At 45.2% G+C, this 22,027-nt stretch carries 19 protein-coding genes; 9 read left to right on the top strand and 10 right to left on the bottom strand.

Annotated elements, in window-relative coordinates; translation table 11 throughout:
• Positions 1-3: 3 nt before the first annotated feature.
• A complete protein-coding gene (locus FGL37_RS23705) occupies positions 4-957 on the top strand; it encodes an exonuclease (RefSeq protein WP_317132252.1) in 954 nt (317 codons plus the stop codon).
• Between the two features lie 22 nt (positions 958-979).
• Here the strand turns inward: FGL37_RS23705 and FGL37_RS23700 are convergent, their stop codons facing one another.
• Positions 980-1,384 (bottom strand): hypothetical protein, encoded by a 405-nt coding sequence (locus FGL37_RS23700; protein ID WP_028068420.1) that lies wholly within the window; start codon positions 1,382-1,384, stop codon positions 980-982.
• Positions 1,385-1,593: 209 nt separating this feature from the next.
• Here FGL37_RS23700 and dinB point away from each other — a divergent pair, with 209 nt between their 5' ends.
• The 7 genes from dinB (at position 1,594) to FGL37_RS23665 (ending at position 9,551) form a co-directional block, all read left to right on the top strand.
• Positions 1,594-2,691 (top strand): DNA polymerase IV, encoded by a 1,098-nt coding sequence (gene dinB, locus FGL37_RS23695; RefSeq protein ID WP_028068419.1) that lies wholly within the window; start codon positions 1,594-1,596, stop codon positions 2,689-2,691.
• A gap of 104 nt (positions 2,692-2,795) precedes the next feature.
• The gene (locus FGL37_RS23690; protein ID WP_051606463.1) at positions 2,796-4,922 is read left to right on the top strand and encodes a S9 family peptidase; all 2,127 of its coding nucleotides are present in this window, start codon (positions 2,796-2,798) and stop codon (positions 4,920-4,922) included.
• A gap of 277 nt (positions 4,923-5,199) precedes the next feature.
• The gene (locus FGL37_RS23685; protein ID WP_028068417.1) at positions 5,200-6,006 is read left to right on the top strand and encodes a hypothetical protein; all 807 of its coding nucleotides are present in this window, start codon (positions 5,200-5,202) and stop codon (positions 6,004-6,006) included.
• Positions 6,007-6,021: 15 nt separating this feature from the next.
• Positions 6,022-7,179: a 1-deoxy-D-xylulose-5-phosphate reductoisomerase gene (locus tag FGL37_RS23680; protein ID WP_037532119.1), complete on the top strand. Its 1,158-nt coding sequence runs from the start codon at positions 6,022-6,024 to the stop codon at positions 7,177-7,179.
• A gap of 14 nt (positions 7,180-7,193) precedes the next feature.
• The gene (gene rseP / locus FGL37_RS23675) at positions 7,194-8,519 is read left to right on the top strand and encodes an RIP metalloprotease RseP (RefSeq protein WP_028068415.1); all 1,326 of its coding nucleotides are present in this window, start codon (positions 7,194-7,196) and stop codon (positions 8,517-8,519) included.
• Between the two features lie 194 nt (positions 8,520-8,713).
• Positions 8,714-8,917 carry a YwbE family protein gene (locus FGL37_RS23670; RefSeq protein ID WP_028068414.1) on the top strand — a complete coding sequence of 68 codons (204 nt, stop codon included), beginning with the start codon at positions 8,714-8,716 and terminating at the stop codon, positions 8,915-8,917.
• A 256-nt stretch (positions 8,918-9,173) separates the two neighbouring features.
• A complete protein-coding gene (locus FGL37_RS23665; RefSeq protein WP_051606461.1) occupies positions 9,174-9,551 on the top strand; it encodes a response regulator in 378 nt (125 codons plus the stop codon).
• Between the two features lie 18 nt (positions 9,552-9,569).
• Here FGL37_RS23665 and FGL37_RS23660 read toward each other — a convergent pair whose 3' ends face one another.
• The 8 genes from FGL37_RS23660 to FGL37_RS23625 form a co-directional block, all read right to left on the bottom strand.
• Positions 9,570-9,782: a DUF6965 family protein gene (locus FGL37_RS23660; RefSeq protein ID WP_028068413.1), complete on the bottom strand. Its 213-nt coding sequence runs from the start codon at positions 9,780-9,782 to the stop codon at positions 9,570-9,572.
• Positions 9,783-9,807: 25 nt separating this feature from the next.
• On the bottom strand, positions 9,808-11,274 hold the full coding sequence (locus FGL37_RS23655) for an efflux transporter outer membrane subunit (protein ID WP_028068412.1): 1,467 nt from the start codon (positions 11,272-11,274) through the stop codon (positions 9,808-9,810).
• A complete protein-coding gene (locus FGL37_RS23650) occupies positions 11,274-14,426 on the bottom strand; it encodes an efflux RND transporter permease subunit (protein WP_028068411.1) in 3,153 nt (1,050 codons plus the stop codon). The genes FGL37_RS23655 and FGL37_RS23650 overlap by 1 nt, the downstream gene beginning before the upstream one ends.
• A 71-nt stretch (positions 14,427-14,497) precedes the next feature.
• Positions 14,498-15,658: an efflux RND transporter periplasmic adaptor subunit gene (locus tag FGL37_RS23645; protein WP_028068410.1), complete on the bottom strand. Its 1,161-nt coding sequence runs from the start codon at positions 15,656-15,658 to the stop codon at positions 14,498-14,500.
• 369 nt (positions 15,659-16,027) lie between these two features.
• Entirely contained in the window at positions 16,028-16,852 is an 825-nt protein-coding gene (locus FGL37_RS23640; RefSeq protein WP_037532113.1) for an AMP nucleosidase, read from the bottom strand.
• Positions 16,853-17,015: 163 nt separating this feature from the next.
• Positions 17,016-18,266, bottom strand: coding sequence for an ATP-dependent Clp protease ATP-binding subunit ClpX (clpX, locus tag FGL37_RS23635; RefSeq protein WP_028068408.1), 1,251 nt, complete (start codon positions 18,264-18,266; stop codon positions 17,016-17,018).
• 2 nt (positions 18,267-18,268) lie between these two features.
• Positions 18,269-18,970 (bottom strand): ATP-dependent Clp endopeptidase proteolytic subunit ClpP, encoded by a 702-nt coding sequence (gene clpP / locus FGL37_RS23630; RefSeq protein WP_028068407.1) that lies wholly within the window; start codon positions 18,968-18,970, stop codon positions 18,269-18,271.
• A gap of 169 nt (positions 18,971-19,139) precedes the next feature.
• Entirely contained in the window at positions 19,140-19,601 is a 462-nt protein-coding gene (locus tag FGL37_RS23625) for a type I restriction enzyme HsdR N-terminal domain-containing protein (protein ID WP_028068406.1), read from the bottom strand.
• A gap of 158 nt (positions 19,602-19,759) precedes the next feature.
• Between FGL37_RS23625 and holA the strand changes: the two genes are divergently transcribed.
• Entirely contained in the window at positions 19,760-20,767 is a 1,008-nt protein-coding gene (gene holA / locus FGL37_RS23620; RefSeq protein ID WP_028068405.1) for a DNA polymerase III subunit delta, read from the top strand.
• On the opposite strand, the gene FGL37_RS23615 is transcribed toward holA, so the two are convergent.
• Positions 20,764-21,840, bottom strand: coding sequence for a tetratricopeptide repeat protein (locus FGL37_RS23615; protein WP_028068404.1), 1,077 nt, complete (start codon positions 21,838-21,840; stop codon positions 20,764-20,766). The genes holA and FGL37_RS23615 overlap by 4 nt on opposite strands.
• Between the last annotated feature and the right edge of the window lie 187 nt (positions 21,841-22,027).

The following is a 22,027-nucleotide window of genomic DNA, read 5'->3' as shown; positions in this document are numbered from 1 at the left end:
CATATGTCTATGATATTGGCTGACTTCTTGGTCAGAAAACCTGAAGGCTTTTACTGCCGTTATGGCGATTTCTTTATCGATGCCAGTAGTCCCGTACTTCACAATATTGTTTCTCATGCCCATGGCGACCATGCCAGCTCGGGACATGATTACGTTTATTGTACGCATGGTACGGCGCTATTTATGGACTATCGATATAAGCAGAGACGTAAAGATTCTTATCAGGTCAAATTGTTTCGTACGGCTTTTACTATCGGATCGGTAGAGATCACCCTGTTGCCCGCGGGGCATATACTGGGCTCGGCACAGATCCTGATGGTATATAGAGGAGTCCGTTATCTCTATACCGGCGACTATAAGCTGCAGTCAGATGAAACCTGTGAAGCTATTGAAGTGCAGCAGGCTGATGTGCTGATCACGGAGAGCACATTTGCCAACCCCGATATTATACATCCCGATCCAGTGCAGGAGATCCGGAAACTGGAGGGCCATGCCAGTAATATTCTGCTGGGCACCTATGTGCTGGGTAAAGCGCAGCGGATTACTGATCTGATCAACAGCTATTGTCCCGACAAAAAAGTGCTGGTCCACAACGGTATCTTGCCTTACCATCGTCTTTACGACCAACACGGCTTTAAAAAATTGAAATACGAACCCTACAACCGACGTGAAATGAGGCAGGGTGACCAAAATAAAGTGTATCTGGTGCCACCCATGACCTTCAACAGTTATTTTCGGGCGACTAAGGTATTACGGGCGTTTGCCTCAGGCTGGAAGCGGCTGCAGGCACAGAACGATATTGAACTCTATATTTCTGATCATGTAGACTGGAACGACATTCTGCGGTATATTCAGCTCGTCGCTCCCAGGGAAGTATGGACATTGCATGGCGATGGCACTGTATTAAAAAGCTATTTTGACCGGACGCTTGTCGTGCGCGATGTGCTGACGGAATAAGGAGGAAGTGCCCCCTCCTTTGTCATTTCATATTGATAATTTGATCAACAATGTAAACTGTATTGCCGCGCCAAGGCAGTACGCCGTGATATTCCTTATACCGAAGATCAAAATACTTACCACTATTTAATTCAAGCTGACGGAAGACAGAGTCATCTTCGATCGAAAATTCAAATTGGTTGCTGGCAATGCCACCGGTTTTCGCACGGCCAAATCCTTCTTGGATAAGCTTTCCCTCATAGGTTTTAAATACATTTCCTTTTTTGACAGCGTAATTTAAGTATCCGGATTTTACACCTTCACCAAAGACATAGTAGTATTTCCAGTAAACATACGATCCGAATCCCACGATCAAAAATAGCAATAATAGGAACAGAAATTTCTTAAACCCTGATTTCTGTCTTTTTTGTTCCGGTAAATTTTCCATAACTTTTTGTACTGTTTTCTTTTACAATAAACGTTTATTAACTGCTGACCTGTAGTTTAATCCTTCGGCGCGTCATGCTATAAACAATATGCGCCCCATTTAGTTTTAACCCTACGGACTCCTTAATTTCAGCTAAAGATAAAAAATTGACAGCTAACAGTGTGGGCATAAGGAAAAAAGAATCTTGTTAATTTTTGTAAATTTGGCCTATGGATTCGTCACAGGCCCACCGTAAAATTATCCATCTGGATATGGATGCATTTTATGCATCTGTTGAACAGCGGGATTTTCCGGAGTACCGCGGCAGAGCCATCGCTGTGGGCGGCTCGCCAGATGGCCGTGGCGTGGTGGCCACGGCGAGTTATGAAGCCCGTAAATTTGGCGTTCGTTCGGCGATGAGTTCGCGCAAGGCGCTGCAGCTATGTCCAGATCTATTGTTTGTCCGACCACGTTTTGACGTGTATCGGCAAGTGTCCTTCCAGATCAGAGAGATCTTCCACCGTTATACGGATCTGATTGAACCTTTGTCGCTGGACGAAGCGTTTCTCGACGTGACGGTAGATAAGCAGGGGATAGGTTCTGCCATTGAGATCGCAAGGGCAATTAAGAGTGCGATCAGGACGGAACTTGATCTGACTGTCTCAGCGGGGATCTCGGTCAATAAGTTTGTCGCGAAGGTTGCCTCCGATATGGACAAACCCAATGGGTTGACTTTTATTGGTCCCTCAAAAATTATGAAGTTTATGGAGGGGCTGCCTGTGGATAAATTCTTCGGAGTGGGCAAGGTAACGGCCAAAAAGATGCACGAACTCGGCCTGTTTACGGGCTTGGATCTTAAGAAGCAGCGGGAGGATGATCTGGTGCGTTGGTTCGGTAAGTCAGGGCATTTCTTTTACCGTATCGTTCGGGGAATTGACGAGCGGCCGGTAACTCCCAACCGCCTGAGTAAATCGGTAGGCATAGAGGATACTTTTGAGTCGGATATTGGGAGTATCGAACAACTAAATGCGGTCTTACAAAGGCTGAGCCGGCAGCTCTGGACACGGATGGATAAAAAAGAGATTACCGGCAGAACCCTCACCCTTAAGCTAAAATATGCTGATTTTGTGCAGCTGACGCGTAGCATCACCTTGGATAGCAGCTTCGACGCAGAGGACAAAATTTATGCGACGGCGCATAGCCTGCTCACTAAGCTAACCTTGTCCAACAAAGTGCGTCTGCTGGGGATTTCCGTTTCCAATTTCGTGGATGAAAACGAGTTTCCGAAAACGGGTGTGCAGCTCAGATTGTTCGACAATCATTTTTAGAGACGCGTCGAACAGCTGCATAAGCTTGTTACAGCTAAAATTATCGTTATTTACCGCAATTCTTTATCTTAGCCGGAAATAATTAATAAACATATCCAGAATTAATGAATACAGTATCAAGAGTGCTCTTAAGTGCATCTATGGTGTTTTTTGTGCATGATCTTACTATCGCACAGAAGAAATTGGATTTCGCGCAGTCGTGGGGACAGAAGCAGTCGCTGACGGTACGCATAAACCAGTATCCGGGCTGGGCAGATGCAGGTGCTTATCTCGAAAATGACGTTAATGATGGCCATCTGTATCAGGTCAATGTTAAATCGGGGAAGCGAAGCATTTATACCGTTCCGCCAAAGGAGGGAACCGTCGTCTATGTGGAAGATAATGATATTTTTATCAAAAACGGAAATGGTACGGCAAAGAAACTGACTCACTCTCCTGACATTGCCGAACAGAATCCCACCTTATCTCCTGACGGGAAATATGTTGCTTTTACCCGCAAAAGTAATTTATATAGTGTAGACGTGCATACCGGTCAGGAGGCGCAGTACACAACGGACGGGACCGATGTCATATACAACGGCTGGTCTTCGTGGGTGTATTACGAGGAGATTCTGGGACGCCCGACCAAATATAAAGCCTTCTGGTGGTCTCCGGACAGCAAGAAGATAGCCTTTATGCGCTTTGATGACACCAAAGTGCCTATGTTTCCGATTTATTCGTCAAAAGGACAGCATGGTTACCTTGAGGAGACCCGATATCCGAAAGCGGGCGACCCCAACCCCGAGGTAAAGGTTGGTATTGCACATCTTGAGGGTGGCAAAGTAATCTGGGCAGATTTTAACGAAAAAGACGATCAGTATTTTGGGCAGCCATATTGGGCTTTCGATAGCCAGAATGTCATGGTTCAATGGATGAACCGTGACCAGAACAATTTAAAATTTTATCAGGTTGATCCCAACTCAGGCGCTAAAAAAGAAATCTACGACGAGCGTCAGGCATCCTGGATCAATCTGGATCATGATGAGCGCATTACCTATCTGGGGGATAACAAGTATTATATCTTAAAATCAGACAAAACGGGCTGGGCGCATTATTATCTGTATAAACTGGACGGCACTTTGGTCAATCCGATGACCTCAGGGGAATGGCAGGTGACTGAAATCAAACGCATCGATGAGAAAAACAAAGTGCTTTATTTTACGGCACGAAAGGAGAACTCAGCACGTATGGATCTATATCGTGTCGATTATTCGGGCAAAAACCTCAAGCGCCTCACCTTTGGTGAATATTCGCATGACGTTACGGTATCGCCTGACGGAAAGTATTTTATCACACGTTATTCCAACGTAAGCACACCAGACCGCGTTGCTCTTGTGGATAATCAGGGGAAAGTGCTGCGTCAGCTTGCCGACAGCAAAGCGGCAGATTTCAACGATTATGCTTATGGCAAAACTGAATATACGCACATCAAATCGGACGACGGACGGTTTGATCTGCCGCTGACCATCACCTATCCGGCTGATTTTGATCAGTCCAAGGTTTATCCGGTCGTATTCAGTATCTACGGAGGCCCTGATGCGGGGACGGTGAAGGATACCTGGAAAGGCACCAGCAATCAGTATTGGGCCAATGCCGGAATTATTCAGGTTTCGGCCGATCATCGGGCATCGGGTCATTTCGGTAAGCAGGGGGTTGCTTACATGCACCGCAATTTGGGGCATTGGGAGATTATCGATTATTCGACCATTGTAAGATGGTTGAAATCGCAGCCATGGGTAGCAAAAAACAAAGTGCTGATCACGGGACATAGCTATGGCGGTTATATGACCTGTCTGGCGATGACCAAGGCGGCAGACGTATTTGATTTTGGAATTGCCGGAGCTCCGGTGACCTCATGGGATCTGTACGACAGTCATTACACCGAGCGCTGGATGGATACGCCTCAGGATAATCCGGAAGGCTACAAAGCCGGATCTGTATTGAGTTATGTCAACAATTATAAAGGTGTCTTACGTATCATGCATGGCGATATAGATGATAACGTCCACCTACAGAATACCATTCAGCTGGTGGACAGACTGACCGACCGCAATGTACCATTTGAGCTGATGATCTATCCGGGGAGCCGTCATGGTTTTGACCGTTCCAAAAGCAAGTACGACTTTAATGAACGTGCTCGTTTCTACTATCAATACCTATTGGAGAAACCACTTCCAAAAGAGTTTAAATAAAACATTTATGGTGTGGACGAAAAAGCTGTTTCCGACTGTAAAGGGAACAGCTTTTTTTATGAAATATTCAGCTTTCCGGCTGGTTTGCGCAGTGAATCAGCTGATCCCGCTGACGGATATGACAGACCTGCGGATAGAAAATGGTAGGAGATAAGGGGGCGGAGCGTAGCTTACTGAAGTTTCCGGATGCCGTATAAAAAAATGTCATTTTTATGTAGGTGTAAATTGTTGAAGATTAAAAATAATGGCATCTTTGTAGAAGTTTATTCATAAAAAAATGATTCAATTCCTAAAGGAAAGTACTTTTGCCGTAAATGATGTTTTTAATAGATCGTGGGAGCTGCTCAAGAAGCATTATTTTTCTGTTGCCGGGCTGTGCTTTTTATTATTTGTAACATCCGGTTTATCCAATTATCTGGCGACAACAATCAGTGATTTCAATGTTGTGCTGAGCGGCTTTATGGCTTTTTTCTTCATGGTGCTGTATTTTGGACTGAATTTGACCTTGTTCAAATATATACTCTGCCTGATTGATGGCAATCATGATAAAAAATTGATCCACTGTGTTCCGAGCAGTAAGGAACTCGCTTATTTTTTCGGGGCGATGCTCAGCATCATGGTCCTTTCTGTGGCCCTGCTGATGATTCTCGGAGTCGTTTCTTTCCCTTTTCTTTATTTATTTGAAAACGGAGAAAACCGGGCTGAGCTGATGAGCAACTTTACTTTTTTTGTTGTTTTCCTGGCCGCGATATTAACTTTTTTCCTGATTATCCGCGTGGCATTTTACCCCTTTTTCATTATTGATAAACATGCAGGAGCGCTTAAATCGCTGCGTTTTAGTTTTGCATTGACAAAGGGTAACGTGTTTAAGCTGTTGTTGATTTTAGCAGTGTTTGCATTTTTTCAGATATTGCAGGCATATTTTAATTTTTTAGAATATTACATAATTTTTATTATTTTGAACCTTGTGAGTTCTTTTCTGGTGGTGCCTTTGGCATGCATTGTGGTTTCGGTAGCCTATCGCGCGATGATGTCTGATTACCACGGCGGGGAAGATCCAAAGATTTTGAATAATATATTTTAACAAATAGCGAAGGTTTTGAGTAAAAAAGGAATTGCCATTTTAGGGGCAACGGGCAGTGTAGGCACACAGGCCTTGGATGTAATTAGAGCCTTTCCAGACGTGTTTGAGGCGGTCGTTCTGACCTGTGGCAGCAATGGCGATCTGCTGATCAAACAAGCATTAGAGTTTAAACCCAAGTCGGTGGTTGTAACCGATCCGGGTCAATATAACAAGGTCAGAGAGGCCTTACAATATCAGGACATCTCGGTCCTGCTGGGTGAAGAGGGATTGATCGAAGCGGTACAATATCCGGAGATCAGCATCGTTTTGAATGCAATAGTCGGTTCGGCAGGCTTGAGACCTACGGTGACTGCGATAAAGGGAGGTAAAGATATCGCCCTGGCCAACAAGGAAACGCTGGTCGTAGCCGGTGAGTTGATCATGGCACTGGTCAGAGCATATGGAGTGAATATGCTTCCGGTTGATTCGGAGCACTCGGCAATCTTTCAGTGCCTGGTCGGTGAAAGCGATAACCCGATTGAAAAAATTTATGTAACGGCCTCAGGTGGTCCTTTTCGGGGAAAGAAGCGCGAGGAGCTGCTTGTGGTGACTAAAGCCCAGGCGCTCAAGCATCCCAATTGGTCAATGGGAGCTAAGATTACCATCGATTCGGCTTCTTTGATGAACAAGGGCTTAGAGGTGATCGAAGCGAAATGGCTCTTTGACCTCAATATAGACCAGGTGGATGTAGTCGTACATCCAGAGTCCATCGTCCATTCCTTGGTTCAATTTAGGGATGGATCGATGAAAGCACAGATGGGACTCCCGGATATGAAGCTTCCTATTCAATATGCCCTGACCTATCCGGCCAGATTTGAAAATAATTTCCAACGTTTTAATTTTATGGATTATCCGGCATTACATTTTGAACAGGCGGATATGGATACTTTTCGCAATCTCGCGCTGGCCTACGACAGCTTACGTGCAGGCGGAAATAAATCCTGTATTTTGAACGCTGCCAATGAGGTAGTGGTAGAAGCATTCCTGAAAGAGAAAATCGGATTTCTTCAGATGAGCGACATCATCGAGGAGACATTGAGCAAAGTGGATTTTATAGCCAGTCCAACGCTGGAAGATTATCTGGAAACAGACCGGCTGACACGTTTACTAACAAAAGAAATAATCAAAGACTAATATTAGAAAGATACATGGGTGTTTTAATTATGATCGGGCAGGTCATTTTAGGTCTGTCAATTTTAATTGTTCTACATGAGTTAGGGCATTTTTTAGCAGCGCGCGCATTTGGAATTAAAGTGGAAAAATTCTATTTGTTCTTTGATGCCTGGGGAGTGAAGTTGTTTAAATTCAATTATAAAGGTTGTGAATATGGTATAGGTTGGCTACCTCTTGGCGGATATGTGAAGATCGCGGGTATGATCGATGAATCGATGGATACCGAACAGCTGAAAGGCGAACCCCAGCCTTGGGAATTCCGCTCGAAGCCAGCCTGGCAGCGTCTGATCGTCATGCTTGGCGGTATCATTGTCAATATTATCGTCGGTATCCTGGTGTTCTGGATGCTGACCTTTAAAATGGGCAATACGGATATCAAGATGGACCAGCTGGTCAATGGTATCGTTCCGGGCACAATCGGTGAATCCATCGGTCTCAAAGCAGGGGATAAGGTCCTTGCCATTGACGGACATCGCGTGGAGAATTATTCGGAGCTGATCAGTTCCAAAGTACTGATGGGTGGTGTTACGCTTACCATAGAACGTAACGGTGCGACACAGGAAATCAAGGTGCCTGCAGACCTGCTGAATACTCTTTCGGATAAAAAAGGAGAAAAATTTATCGAACCGCGGGTCAAGACAACTCACGTTGTTCAGGTCGCACCGGGGTCGGTAGCAAGCAAGATGGGGTTTGCAGAAGGGGATAGCATAGTTGCTGTTAACGATGTACAGGTACCGTTCTTTGACCAGTTTAGAGCAGTGATCAAAGCGAATATCAACAAGGCGGTTGCAATTAAAGTGATCCGTGCCGGTGCGGAAGTATCCTTAACGGGAAATGTGCCTGCTGATGCCATGTTGGGCATAGGAATCAGTCACGATTATTCCATCAAGCCTTTTACAACAAACTATAGTTTGATGGAGGCTTTTCCCATAGGTGCCAAAAAAGCTTTTACCGTTATCACCGATAATGCTAAAGGATTTGGCAAGATATTCAAAGGCGAGGTGCGTGCCGACAAAGCCTTATCGGGCCCGATCGGTATAGCGACATTATTTGGTACCGAAGTGGATTGGATCCGGTTCTGGTCATTGGTCGGTATGCTTTCCATGGCTTTGGCATTTATGAACTTGCTGCCGATTCCGGCGCTGGACGGCGGCCATGTTCTGTTTTTGCTGATCGAAATGATACAAGGAAAACCATTGAGCGAGAAATTCCTTGAGAAAGCACAGATGGTCGGTTTCTTTATCTTGCTGGCACTGATGGTGTTCATATTTGGTAATGATATTTTTAAGTTATTTAAATAAATATTCCGGCATCAGTTTGGTTTAAATGAATTGAAGCTGGATCCGCTGACCTTCGGGGTGCCGGATGAAAAAGGAGTTTTCGAAATGAGGACTCCTTTTTATTTTTGGGTCTCTTCGTCATAACTTTATACATGGTTTTCATATCGGAAGTGTATTTTTCTTGCATATGAAAAACAATTTATCTAAGTTTGGTTATGGATGGAAGAAATAGAGCGGATGTAAAGCCCGGGATGCTTGTGAATATTATCCTGAAGAAAGATCAGCGGACGGGACGCCTCACGGAAGGTATTGTAAAGGACTTGCTGACATCAGCGCCATACCACTCTCGGGGAATAAAAGTACGCCTGACGGATGGACAGATAGGACGTGTGGCTGAAATCATGGAAGATGATTTCTAATTTTTATTGCGACGGTATTGTTTCTTTTTGCTGTGCCCTGATGGTGGATTTTACTAACCAAATCTTTTTTATTGCTACCTAATGATGTTCTTATTTTGTGATCTCCATAAAACTTAATGAGCCCTTTACGTTTGTTCTTTTTGAAATTTAATTTGCATATTAACATAATTATTGCGAACTTCTTTCGATATTTTTACTTTTATTGCATAGTTATATAATTTTATTGTATTAATTAGTTGAATGAACTCTTTTTCGAATGAATACCCAAATTAAATGTAAGATTGTCTACGCAGACGATGCGATGATTCATCACGTGATGATGAGGGCGATGGCTCAATCTCATTCATTGGAATTAGTTTATTGCGCTGCCAACGGTATGGAACTGATCGACTATCTGTCGGAGCAGGAGCAGGATCTTCCGGGGGTTTGCATATTGGATCTGCATATGCCCAAACTAAATGGTATTGAGACCGCAAAGATCGTTCGTGAGAGGTTTCCTTCCGTTCGTATATTTGGGCTGACCTCGAGCAGCGATGAAAGTGAAAGAGTTCAGATGCTGCAAGCAGGAGCGGAGCAGATTTTTTCCAAGGAAGAAATGGCGGAGTTAATGCAAAAACTCGCGTCCCAAGTATAAAAAAAGCCTAACATCCCGTTAGGCTTTTTCTTTATTTTCCAATGCTGCTTTGAATTTCAGGAGCCTGATCCAGGAAGGACATTTGTTCAGGTCTTTTTTCCATAATCCAACGTGGATAAAACTGGTGCTGATAAATCGCTGCACATCGATTATCTGCATATCCTGCTGAATTTCCAATGTTTGTGGTAAATCAATGGATTCAAAGTACTGTTTTAATTCTTCTGGCGTCATACAGCAAAAATAAACTTTTAAATCTTTATCTCCAACCCCCACCCAAAGAACGGTACAGGTCGACGAAAGCGTCAAGATGCTGTTGGCGGAGTTCAACCAGATCCAGATCGCTATCCAGGGCATTGCTCTGTGCGGTGATGACTTCCAGATAAGTGGCATAACCACTTTTGAATAGCAAGCTTGCATTTTTTACTGCGAGGTGTGCATTTTCGACCCGTTTTTTTGCCAGTTCGAGTTGCTCCCTTTGTTTATCCACCGTGACCACAGCGTTAGATACTTCAGCCACCGCTTCAACCACTTTCTGCTGCAGCTGGATTTCGGCTTTATCCCGCTCGAGCCTCGCCACTTCATACTGTGTCTTCAAGGTTTTGTTTTTGAAGATCGGCGCCGTCAGTCCAGCGCTGATCCCACCCAACAGTGCACCGGGGATGTTAAACCAATTTTTGGGCAGCATTGCATTGACGCCCAGAACGCCACCGATATTAAGGGCAGGATACCGCATGGCTTGCTGAATGTTGGCATTGGCATTGGCTGCCATAAGCTGCAATTCGGACGAGCGTATATCGGGCCGGTTGCGTATGATCTCGATCGGTGAGCCCAGGGAGATATCCTTGCTCTCCGCAAACAGGTGCTCGTAAGATGTACCGCGCCGGATACTGTCGGGAAGTTTGCCTGTCAGTGTCTGCAGGGCGTTTTCCTGGATGACAATCTGCTTCTCCAGTTCGGGTACAAGAGAGGCGGCCAGCAGCCGTTGCGACTCGGTTTGCTGTATAGCCAAGGCGGTAATTTCACCGGCGTTGTACTGCAGCTTGATCATGCGCAGGGTGCTGTCGTTCAATTGTACGTTGCGTTTGGCGACTTCTATTTTGGCATCTAGCATCAATAGGTTGAAGTACCCTTTTGCTACCGAGGTGATGATATTGGTCTGGATCGCATTTTTCGCTTCTTGGGTATCGAGATATTCGGCCAGAAGCTGTTCCTGCTTGCTGCCAATTTTCTTCCAGATATCAATTTCCCAGCTAAAACTGATGTCAGAAGAGAACTGCGACTGGTAGACAAACATATTTTCGGGCGCTTTTTCGCCTTTCCGATCGTAATATTTCGTCAATGGGCCGCTGCCAAAATCTTTTGACCGCCATGTGCGGCTGGCATTGGCGATGTTGGCACTGACGCCCGGCAGGTAATTTGCCTTATTCTGTGCCAGTACGCGATGGGAAATCTGGAGATTGAGCAAAGCGGTCTTCATTTCAAAATTGTTGGCGAGGGCGGAGTCAATCAATAGTTTGAGTGTCGGATCATGGAAAAAGGATTGCCAGTGGATCAGACCCATGCTGGACGTATCGCCAAAATAGTCCAGCGTGTCGCCCCGGAAAGACTCCGGAAGCTTTATCTTGGGCTGAACATAATCTTTTCCGACCTTACAGGCATTTGTCGACAGTAACAGACCCGCTGCTACACATAATCCGGAAATGTATTTTTTTATATTCTGCATTATTCTTCTTCTTTAGCTAGCTTATCGTGTAATTTTTCGTCCAGTTCTTTAAAGACTACGAAGAGAACCGGAATGATAAAAATACCAAAGGCGACGCCCAACAGCATGCCTCCTGCGGCGCTGAAGCTGATGGAATGATTGCCAATGGCGGAGGGGCCGACGGTCCACATCAATGGCACGAGTCCTGCGACAAAGGCAAGGCTTGTCATCAGGATCGGGCGAAGCCTGAGTTTGGCCCCGCTGATGGCAGCATCTACAATGCTTTTGCCGCTATTGCGCTCCTGTACAGCGAACTCCACAATCAGGATCGCATTTTTGGCCAGCAGGCCGATCAGCATAATTAGCCCCACCTGTACGTAGATATTGTTTTGAAGGCCTACCAGATTGATGACCGAAAAGACGCCGATCAGACCAACGGGAATGGACAACAGGACGGCCCAGGGCAGCACATAGCTTTCGTATTGTGCTGAGAGTAGAAAATATACAAACAAGATACTTAGTATAAAGATCAGAATGGTCTGCGACCCCGACTGGCTTTCCTCATAACTCATCCCTGTCCACTCAAAGCCATAATTGCCGGGCAGCTTATCGTCGGCCAGTTTCTGGATGGCCTGCATGGCGTCATCTGTGCTGAATCCCTCGGCAGGTGTCACATTGACCGAAATCGCGTTGTACAGGTTGTAGCGAGTTATTGTTTCCGGTCCGACTGTTTTCTCCAATGTCAGGATCGTATTGATCGGTACCATTTCACCTTTATTGTTGCGCACGAATATCGAGTTAAAAGATTCGGGATCCTTACGGAAGTCAAAGTCAGATTGTACATAGACGCGGTATTGCCGGCCGAATCTATTGAAGTCACTAGCCTGTACCCGCGCGAAATAAGCGCGTATGGTTGACATGAGATCTTTGATCTCGACGCCTAAGGATTTAGCCTTAACAGCATCGATATTGACCTCATACTGTGGGAAATTGGATTTAAAGCTGGTATAGGCGCTACGGATCTCGGGTAGATTGTTGAGCTGACTGATGAAGGTGTCAGCGATGATGTTGAAATCTCTGACATCGCCTCCCATACGGTCCTGCAGGACCATTTCTATTCCGGCGAAATCGCCAAAACCCTGGACGGTGGGTCTGGGGAATACCGTGAACGTCGCTTCATTGATCTGTGACAAGTCATTTCGCACCGTGTCCATAAAAGCGTTGATATTTTTGATATGCTTACGCTTGGCGTGGGGCTTAAGTGTAATATAACCTGCGGCGAAAGCAGGACTCGAGCTGCCATCCAATGCATTGAAACCCGATACGGTGGTCATGCCTTCAATATCCTGCCTTTTCTTCAATATGCTGTCTGCCCGGTGCAGCACTTCGGTTGTCCGGCTGAGCGATGCTCCGGGAGGTAAGGCAATATTGTAGGTAATAAACCCATCATCTTCGGTCGGGATAAAGCTTTTTGGGGTATTGATCATCAAGATCACACCAATGGCGGTGATCAAAACGAGCCCTGCCCAAGCAATACGCTTATGGTTGATCAGTAGCTGCACAACCGATACATAACGCGCTGTCAGCCGGTCGAAGGACGTATTAAACGCTTTAAAGAAGCGATCCTTGAATTGTCCTGCTTTGGACTTGTGCGGGTCTTCTCCACCATGTTTTGGCGCTTTGAGCAATAAGGCGCAAAGGGCCGGACTCAGGGTCAGTGCATTGAGTGCCGAAATTAAAATTGCCGTGGCCAGGGTATAGGCAAACTGCCGGTAGAATATCCCTGCCGGTCCTTCCATAAATCCGACAGGCAGAAAGACGGCAGCCATGACCATTGTGATGGAAAGAATGGCACCCGTAATTTCTGACATGGTCGACAGGGTTGCAGCTTTGGGTTTTAAGCCTGTACTGTGCATCTTCTCATGGATGGCTTCGACCACGACAATGGCATCATCGACGACGATACCAATCGCCAGCACGAGGGCAAACATGGTCAATACATTGAGTGAAAAGCCGAAAAGCTGCAAGAAAAAGAAGGTTCCCACCAAAGAAACCGGGATGGCAATTGCTGGAATCAGGGTCGACCGAAAATCTTGGAGGAAGATAAACACGATCACGAAGACCAGGATAAACGCTTCGAAGAGCGTGTGTTCAACCTGGCTGATTGATTCATCAATTTGATCCCGTACCGAATAGGTCACCTCGTAATGCAGTCCTTTGGGGAAAGACTTGGCCTGCTCCTGCAATACCTTGCGGACAGCAACATCGATGTCATGGGCATTGGAACCACTGGTTTGTGTCAGATTGAGCGTGAGACCGGGATGGCCATTGACCTTATTGTCACTGCTCAGGTTGGTGGCACCGAATTCGACACGGGCTATATCTTTGAGGTAAAGTACAGAGCCGTCGTTATTGGTTTTGATCACTATACTCTGAAATTCTTCGGGCGTGGTAAAACGCCCTTTATGACGGATGACGGTTTCGAAGGCTTCGTCTGAAGTCTCGCCAAATTTGCCGGGTGCAATTTCAAAGTTCTGATCCTTGATTGCATTCATCACATCCTGTGGGACGAGGTTATACAGCGCAAGCTTTTCGGGGTTGAGCCATAGGCGCATAGCGTAATCCCTGGCGCCGAGCCGCGATACTTGGGCCACGCCGTCGACACGCAGCAAAGGCCGCATCAGGTTGATCTGCGCATAGGCCTGCAGGAAAGTTTCGTCATAGGCGCTGTCGGGATGGTCGGAATAAAGATTTATGGTCATAATCACACCCGTCTGCCGCGGCATCACCGTTATCCCAGCTTCATTCACTTCGGCAGGAATGGAGCTGATGGCTTTCGATATCCGTGTCTGCACATTGACGGAAGCAATATCAGGATTTGTCCCTGTCTTAAAATAGACCGACACACTACCCGAACCTGAATTGGAGGCCGAAGATTTGATGTAGGTCATATCTTCGACGCCGTTAATGGCTTCTTCGATGGGGAGAAGGACGCTCTTGGCTACGGTTTCGGCATTTGCTCCGGGGTAGCTGAGCGAGACCAGAACACTCGGTGGGGCAATTTCGGGAAAACGTGATACGGGAAGCAGCTTTAATCCCACCAAGCCCAATATCACCAGAATAATTGAAATAACAGTGGCTAAAACTGGCCTGTTTATAAATGTTTTTAGCATATAATAAAATTCTAGGCCCGCCCCGAAGAGCACGTCCGGGCTCCTTCAAAGCAGGCAACAGGATGAGATAATTAGTTTTGAGATATAGGTGTTACAGGCGAGCCATCGGTCAGTTTATCAAATCCGCTGGTAATGACACGGTCGTTCTCTTCCAGACCCGCGTATACGATGTAATTGCCCTTGCTCTTGCCAGATAGCTGCACGTTGCGGCGCTGCGCTTTATTGTTCTGGTCCAGTACATAGACATAGGTTTTATCCTGCAGTTCGTTGATCGCGATCTGCGGTACCTGCAGCACATCTTTTTTTACCTCTGCAATTTTTAAGGTCCCACTACTGCCCGAACGCAGGATGTTGTCCTGGTTGGGGAAGGTCGCCCTTAAGGAAATAGCGCCTGTGGTACGGTTGATCTGCCCGTTGACAGCATCCACCACTCCTTTTTTTGGATATTCTTCGCCGTCGGCGAGCACGAGTGTGACCTCGGGAAATACCAGTTTATGGTTCTGATTGTATTTTTTGCCTTCGAGACTGTCTTTCTTTGCCTGCGCTTTGGAGAAGTACAGAAAGTCTGACTCATTCATGGAGAAATAAACATAGACCTCCTGAATATCTGAAAGATAAGTAAGCGGCTCCTTGTCACCTTTGGATACCAGGTTGCCGATCCGTTTGGGAATGCGGCCGATATAGCCACTTACCGGCGCTGTGATGATGGTAAAATCTTTGCTGATCTGAGCGGAGCGTACAGCGGCAATAGCCTGATCAAGCGTGGCCTTGGCAACCTGATAATCTGACTTTGCAGAAGCTAATTTTACGTCGGAGATGACGTCGTTCTCCACCAGAGGCTTTAATCTGTCCACCTCCAGCTGGGCATTCTTCAGTTTGGCGCGGGCCACCTGCTCGGTCGCAATCATATTGTTGAGATTTTCCTGATAGGTGGACGGGTCCACCTTAAATAGCTTCTGTCCCTTTTGTACAAAGGAGCCTTCATCAACATAAATTTCCTGAAGCAGGCCTTCAACCTGTGGCCGTACTTCCACATTGACTTTTCCTTCAATGGTGCCCAAATAGTCTTTGATCGTTGTTGCATCTGATTTTTTAACCGTGTAAATAGGCAATGCAACGGGCTTTTCTTTGTTATTTTCTTTAGATGAACTGGAAGAACAACTTACCTGTATGGCTGAGGCTGAACAAATCAATAGGGATACATAGAAAATAGATAATGTTTTTTTCTTCACGATGCTTACTTAAATTTATGATATATGTGCTGTGTAATATTACTATTACAATGTATAACGCCAAATAGTTTAATTATTGTGCAAATTAACATTTGTTAACGTTTCCAATTTATAGTTAATATCTCTCCGGAGGAAAAGTGCGAAAGCCCGCACGTTGTTTTAATACATTGATAGTCAGTTTTTTTTTTGGACGGCATAAGGCTGTGGATAGGCCTAAGAAGGAAAGTTGATGAGATCAGGGGTAATGCAGGATGAAGCGGTCCGACGGTGGGAGGCGACGGGGGATACAAAACAGCGGCCTGGTCAGCTAACCGGGCCGCTGGCTAATGTAGGTGCGGCTATCCTGGAAATAACTCCATGAAGACTGGATTAAAATTTAAGGTGTTTTACGGTAAGCCCATTATTGATCAACTGCTTGAGCGCGTCAATACCGATACTGATATGCGCTTCGACATACTTGGCGGTGACGGTGACGTCGCTGACGGATGTTTTGACCCCTTCGGGCACCATAGGCTGATCCGATACCAGCAATAAGGCGCCGGTAGGTATTTTGTTGGCAAAGCCGACACTAAATATGGTAGCGGTTTCCATGTCGACGCACATGGCCCGGATCGATTTCAGGTATTTCTTGAAGCCCTTGTCATGCTCCCAGACCCTTCTGTTGGTGGTATATACGGTGCCAGTCCAGTAATCCCGTTGATGGTCCCGGATGGTGGTCGAAATTGCCTTTTGCATGGCGAAGGCCGGAAGGGAAGGTACCTCGGGCGGAAAGTAATCGTTGGAAGTCCCCTCACCACGTATCGCTGCAATGGGCAGGATTAATTCACCCACGGGAATCTTCTTCTTTATGCCCCCGGTTTTCCCCAAAAAGAGCACTGCTTTGGGGGCAATGGCAGAAAGTAGGTCCATAATTGTGGCAGCCATGGGGCTGCCCATGCCAAAATTGATGATGGTAATGCCTCCGGCCGTGACCGACTGCATGGGTTTGTCCTCTCCGTAAATCGGTGCATTGTCATGCATTTCGGAAAACAAGTGGATATATTTTGAAAAATTGGTCAATAGAATATATTGGCCAAACTCCTCCAGTGGTCTCCCCGTGTAACGCGGCAGCCAGTTGTTGACGATTTCTTCTTTTGTTTTTAAACCGGGTGTTATAGGGCTATTTACAGTACTTTTTGTTGTTTTCTTTGTCATAGTCATTTCATTTAAGTGCTCAAATCTCTAATCTGTCTGTCAACATTCCGTTATGGCTATGTTATTATTGTAATATAAGCTTTTTAATTCTTTTTTCCATGCAGCAGGTCGATGAACTGCTGTTGGAGTCAAAAAAAAATCCCGTTCATCGAACGGGATTTTTTTAAGCGACTTTAAGCTTTTTCAAGTCGGACTTTTCGAATTTCTTCTTCGCATAGTCCAAGGTGATTTCCAAGGCTTTTTGTCCCGTCTGTTCTTTTGTTGATGGAATTTCAAACATGGCATCCAGCATAATTGCTTCGCAGATGCTGCGCAGCCCTCTGGCACCGAGCTTGAACTCGTCCGCTTTATCCACAATGAATGTATAGACTTCAGGATCAAACTTTAATTCGATACCTTCGTATTCAAACAATTTTTTGTATTGTTTAACCAGTGCGTTTTTCGGCTCTGTCAGGATACTCAGCAAGGTTTCCTTATCCAATGGATTCAGGTATGTCAATACCGGGAGACGTCCGATCAGTTCTGGTATCAGACCGAAGTTTTTAAGATCCTGCGGAGTAATATACTTATATAGATTGTTTAAGTCGATCTCCTCATCTTCTTCCTTCATCTTGTACCCCACGGTCTGCGTCCGTAGTCTGTTGGCAATCTTCTTTTGGATGCCATCAAAGGCCCCACCACAGATAAATAGGATATTGCTGGTATTGACGGCAATCATTTTCTGATCTGGATGCTTACGGCCACCCTGTGGTGGAACGTTGACTACAGTACCTTCCAGGATCTTCAGCAGCGCTTGCTGTACACCTTCACCGGACACGTCCCGTGTAATGGAAGGGTTGTCGCTCTTACGTGCGATTTTATCGATTTCGTCAATGTATATGATCCCCCGTTCGGCTGAAGCTACATCATAATCAGCAGCCTGCAACAGGCGGGTCAAGATACTTTCGACATCTTCACCGACATATCCCGCTTCGGTCAGCACTGTTGCATCCACAATACAGAACGGTACGTTCAATATCTTGGCAACGGTCTTGGCCAGCAAGGTTTTACCCGTACCTGTCTCACCGACGATGATCAAGTTGGATTTTTCAATCTCGATCTCGTCTTTGTCCACTTTTTGATTCAAGCGTTTATAGTGATTGTATACCGCGACCGAAATCACTTTCTTCGCGTCATCCTGACCGATTACATATTGATCCAGGTGAGTTTTAATCTCTTGTGGACGAATAAGTTTCAATGCGGTCTGTAATGTTTTGCTTTTCCGCTGTTTTAATTCTTCTGCCAGAATCTCACCCGCCTGCTGAATACATCTGTCACAGATGTGTGCTCCATTGCCGGCGATAAGCATCTGGGCTTCATTTTTGCTTATCCCACAAAACGAACAGTGAATGTCTCTATCGTTATTCTTCGCCATCTTTATTTAATAATATCCTTCTTCGGAAGTAAAATCTCGTCGATCATACCAAATTCTTTGGCCTCACTGGCACGCATCCAATAGTCACGATCTGAAGATTTTTCTACCCACTCATAAGTTTGTCCGGAGTGTTCCGAAATAATGGTATACAACTCTTCTTTTAATTTCATCATTTCACGCAGGTTGATTTCCATATCTGCTGCCACACCTTGGGCACCGCCGGATGGCTGGTGAATCATCACACGGGAGTGACGTAAAGCTGCACGTTTACCTTTTGCTCCGGCAACTAGCAATACGGCGCCCATGGATGCAGCTATTCCGGTACAGATTGTCGCTACGTCGGGAGTAATGTACTGCATGGTATCGTAGATACCCAAACCTGCATACACACTTCCACCGGGCGAGTTGATGTAGATTTGAATGTCGCGCTGCGCATCAGTGGATTGTAAAAACAACAATTGTGCCTGAATAATATTGGCGACCTGATCATCGATGGCACTTCCCAGAAAAATGATGCGGTCCATCATTAGGCGGGAGAATACGTCCATCTGCGCTACGTTCAGCTGACGCTCTTCAACGATGTAGGGCGTAAGGTTAGTCGGAATGCTGGTCTCAGTACGGGCAATAAAGCTGTCAACATGTTGGCTTCCAATGCGGTGATGCTTTACGGCATATTTTCTAAATTCGTTTTTATCTATATTCATCTTTTTGTTTTTTGCTATTCTGTTGGACTAATATAAAACTATATTTTAAAAATCAAATAAATTGAAAAGATGTTTTACATCTACTTTACATTTTTTCGGTGGGGCTCGCTCCGTATTTTTTATACAGCCTTTATCCACCTTTTGTTTTTATTGGTTCAGGTAGAATGACTTAACCTATTTCCTCATAGGCTGGGATTTCTTCGATAAATTCATAGGATTCCCGGTCAAAGTCCACCTTGCAATAATAGTGATTGATTCCGTTGCTAACCAGCAGATAGGGGATACGATGCACCGAATTGTAGTTAGCGATCTGCTCAAATACTTTTTGCGTGATCTTGACATGTGGTGCCTTAAATTCGGCCAGTACAATTTTATGCCCCTTGCTATTGTAAATCAAAAGGTCGCTCCGGCGTTGTAAGCTGTTCAATCTAAGGCCGCCTTCGATATTCATCAAGGCCTTCGGATAATTTTTGATCATGGACAGATAATTTATCCAATGTTGCCTGACCCATTCCTCCGGCGTCAATACCAGTTCCTTTTTTCGTAGCTCATCAAAAATATAAATAGCATTATTCTTTTTGGATATTCTGGCTTTGAACGGCGGTAAATTGAGCGGAGTCGGTGAAAACATATACAAATTTAGCAAAAATTATAAAATTATACCAGCGTTTTTTTGAGCTGTGCTCACTTACTGCCGTTAGCTGATGGCTCATGCCAAGCGGATTTTTCGGTTTTTTGTGTACACTTTGCCGCTGGGCTTTTGCAGTTAAAATCGTAATTTCGCCTATTATGAATATAAATCCGATCTTATCCGACATAAGAAACAGATCGTTCCAACCGGTCTATCTGCTACAGGGGGAGGAAAGCTACTTTATAGACAGTATTGCAGATATGCTGGAATCCACTGTGCTCACTGATGCACAGAAGGGATTTGACCAGTCGATTTTCTACGGAAAAGATATCGAGATGTCCGCCGTGGTCAATGCCGCCAAACGATATCCGATGATGAGCGAGTATCAGTTGATCATCGTTAAGGAGGCGCAGGAACTCAAGTGGAAGGCGGATACCGAAGAAATATTAACCAAGTATCTGGAGCACCTGACCCCTACAACGATTCTTGTGTTCTGTTACAAGCATGGCAAATTTGACAAGCGCAAAAAGATTTATAAGCTGTTTGAAAAAGCCGGACTGGTGGTGGACGCTGCCAAGCTTTACGATGATAAGGTGGCACCCTGGATAGGCGGCTACCTGAAAGACGCCGGCTGGCGCATTCATCCGCAGGCGGCTGCGCTGATCGCCGATTATCTTGGCAATGATCTGGCTAAGGTATCTAATGAACTGGATAAGCTGATGCTCAATGTCGCCAAAGGTCAGGAGATCAGTATAGATGATGTCGAACGTAATATCGGTATTTCTAAGGATTTTAATGTTTTTGAGCTTAATACTGCGCTTGCAAAACGCAATGCGCTAAGAGCTTACCAGATTGTCGACTACTTTGTCGCCAATCCCAAGAACAATCCTTTGGTCCTGGTCATCGGGCAGGTGGCGACCTATTTTACCAAGATTTTGAAATATCATTACCTCGTTGACAAATCTGCTGCGGCAAAAGAACTGGGAGTGCATCCATTTTTTCTCAAAGAGTATGAGCTGGCTGCGCGCAATTACAACCGCCGCAAGACCTTTGACGTGCTGAATGTGCTGAAGGAGACCGATTTAAAGTCAAAGGGGGTGAATGTGCCCAGCAATTTTAACAGTGAAGAAGTTCTTAAAGAGATGGTCTATAGGATCTTAAATTAGAATTGTGTGCGCAGGAAAACGACTATCCTTTTCGGAATTTTTGCCTGCAGGCCGCGCCTATTCATGAGTTCAATGTAGGTTTGGTAATCACGGGCGGCTTCTTTAAAGAAAAGTTGCCCTTTTTTGAAAAATACATCACCACGGTTTAAATAAGCAACCTCACGTTCAGGAAAGTGCGCAATGACCTTGTCTAAGAAAACTTGTGCTGCTTCCAGCTGATTCTTTTGTTCCAGAAAATAACCGATCTCATTGGCCGTCAGGACATTTTTACCATGAATAGGATTTGTATTCGCAGCTTGGTTTCCTTCCGGCACAGCCTCTATGAAATAGCGCGCATCGGCTTCATTAAAAATTTTGGGCAACAAAAACAGGGTATTTTCGGGAATTTCTTTTAATGAGCGGAGTAAAGCTGCATAATCGCCGGGTCTATAGTAGAGAATGATTCTCTGACTGCTCATTACTGTAGAATCATAAGATAGGGTCTCTGCGTTGTACTCGTCCAGGTATACCGCGGTGTTTTTCGGATAAGTGGTGTATTCGTTGTGGTGTTGGCCGAGGTCATCTGAGCCGGAACTGTAGGTCTGCATCAGCTGCCAACGTTTTAGAGCTGGCCGAAAAATAAAATCATAACGCTCATTTTGGCCAAAATCGTTCGGACCCCAAGAAATTGAGATGCTGACCGTGTCTTTGCTGACAGCCAGGTTGTAGTCACGCATATTATTGCATGATTTGCAGAAGAATGCCTCGTTATTTTTGAAGGACAATAGATAGTCATTTCCTTTTCTGCTGTAAAATGCTAATCCGACACTCGTGTAATTATCCGCTTCAAAGCTCCTGTAAAACTCATGTTTAAAATTAAGGGTGTCAGCTTTTTCATAAGTAACAAAAACGCCGGTAGGGGTCTTGCTGCTACATACCCCAATCAGGCGTACCGTATCTGTATTAAAATATTCCGCAAAATTTTCGGCTGAAACTGCATGCGTAAGTCGTATTTTCCCTGGCTGAGCCCGGGAAAGCAGGGACACGCTTATGAACAGGCTAAGAATGTAAATTTTCAACGAATTACTATTCATGATTAATTGACTGTCTTGTTGTGTATATATGTGCGATCCATTCCGCCTGCTCGAGTGAGAGCCCAGAACGAAATCATTCGAAGTTACATCAATAGGGAGGAAAAACAAACGGCTGCTTTTAAATTTCTGCCTCGCCTATTTTTTTACATAAATTTAATAATTAAACACTTGTTTAAATTAAACGTTT

The sequence above is a fragment of the Sphingobacterium thalpophilum genome (assembly GCF_901482695.1).
In the GTDB taxonomy this organism is placed as follows: Bacteria; Bacteroidota; Bacteroidia; order Sphingobacteriales; family Sphingobacteriaceae; genus Sphingobacterium; species Sphingobacterium thalpophilum.
The sequence above is the reverse complement of the archived record's forward strand: the minus strand, read 5'-3'. Positions and strand labels throughout refer to the sequence as shown.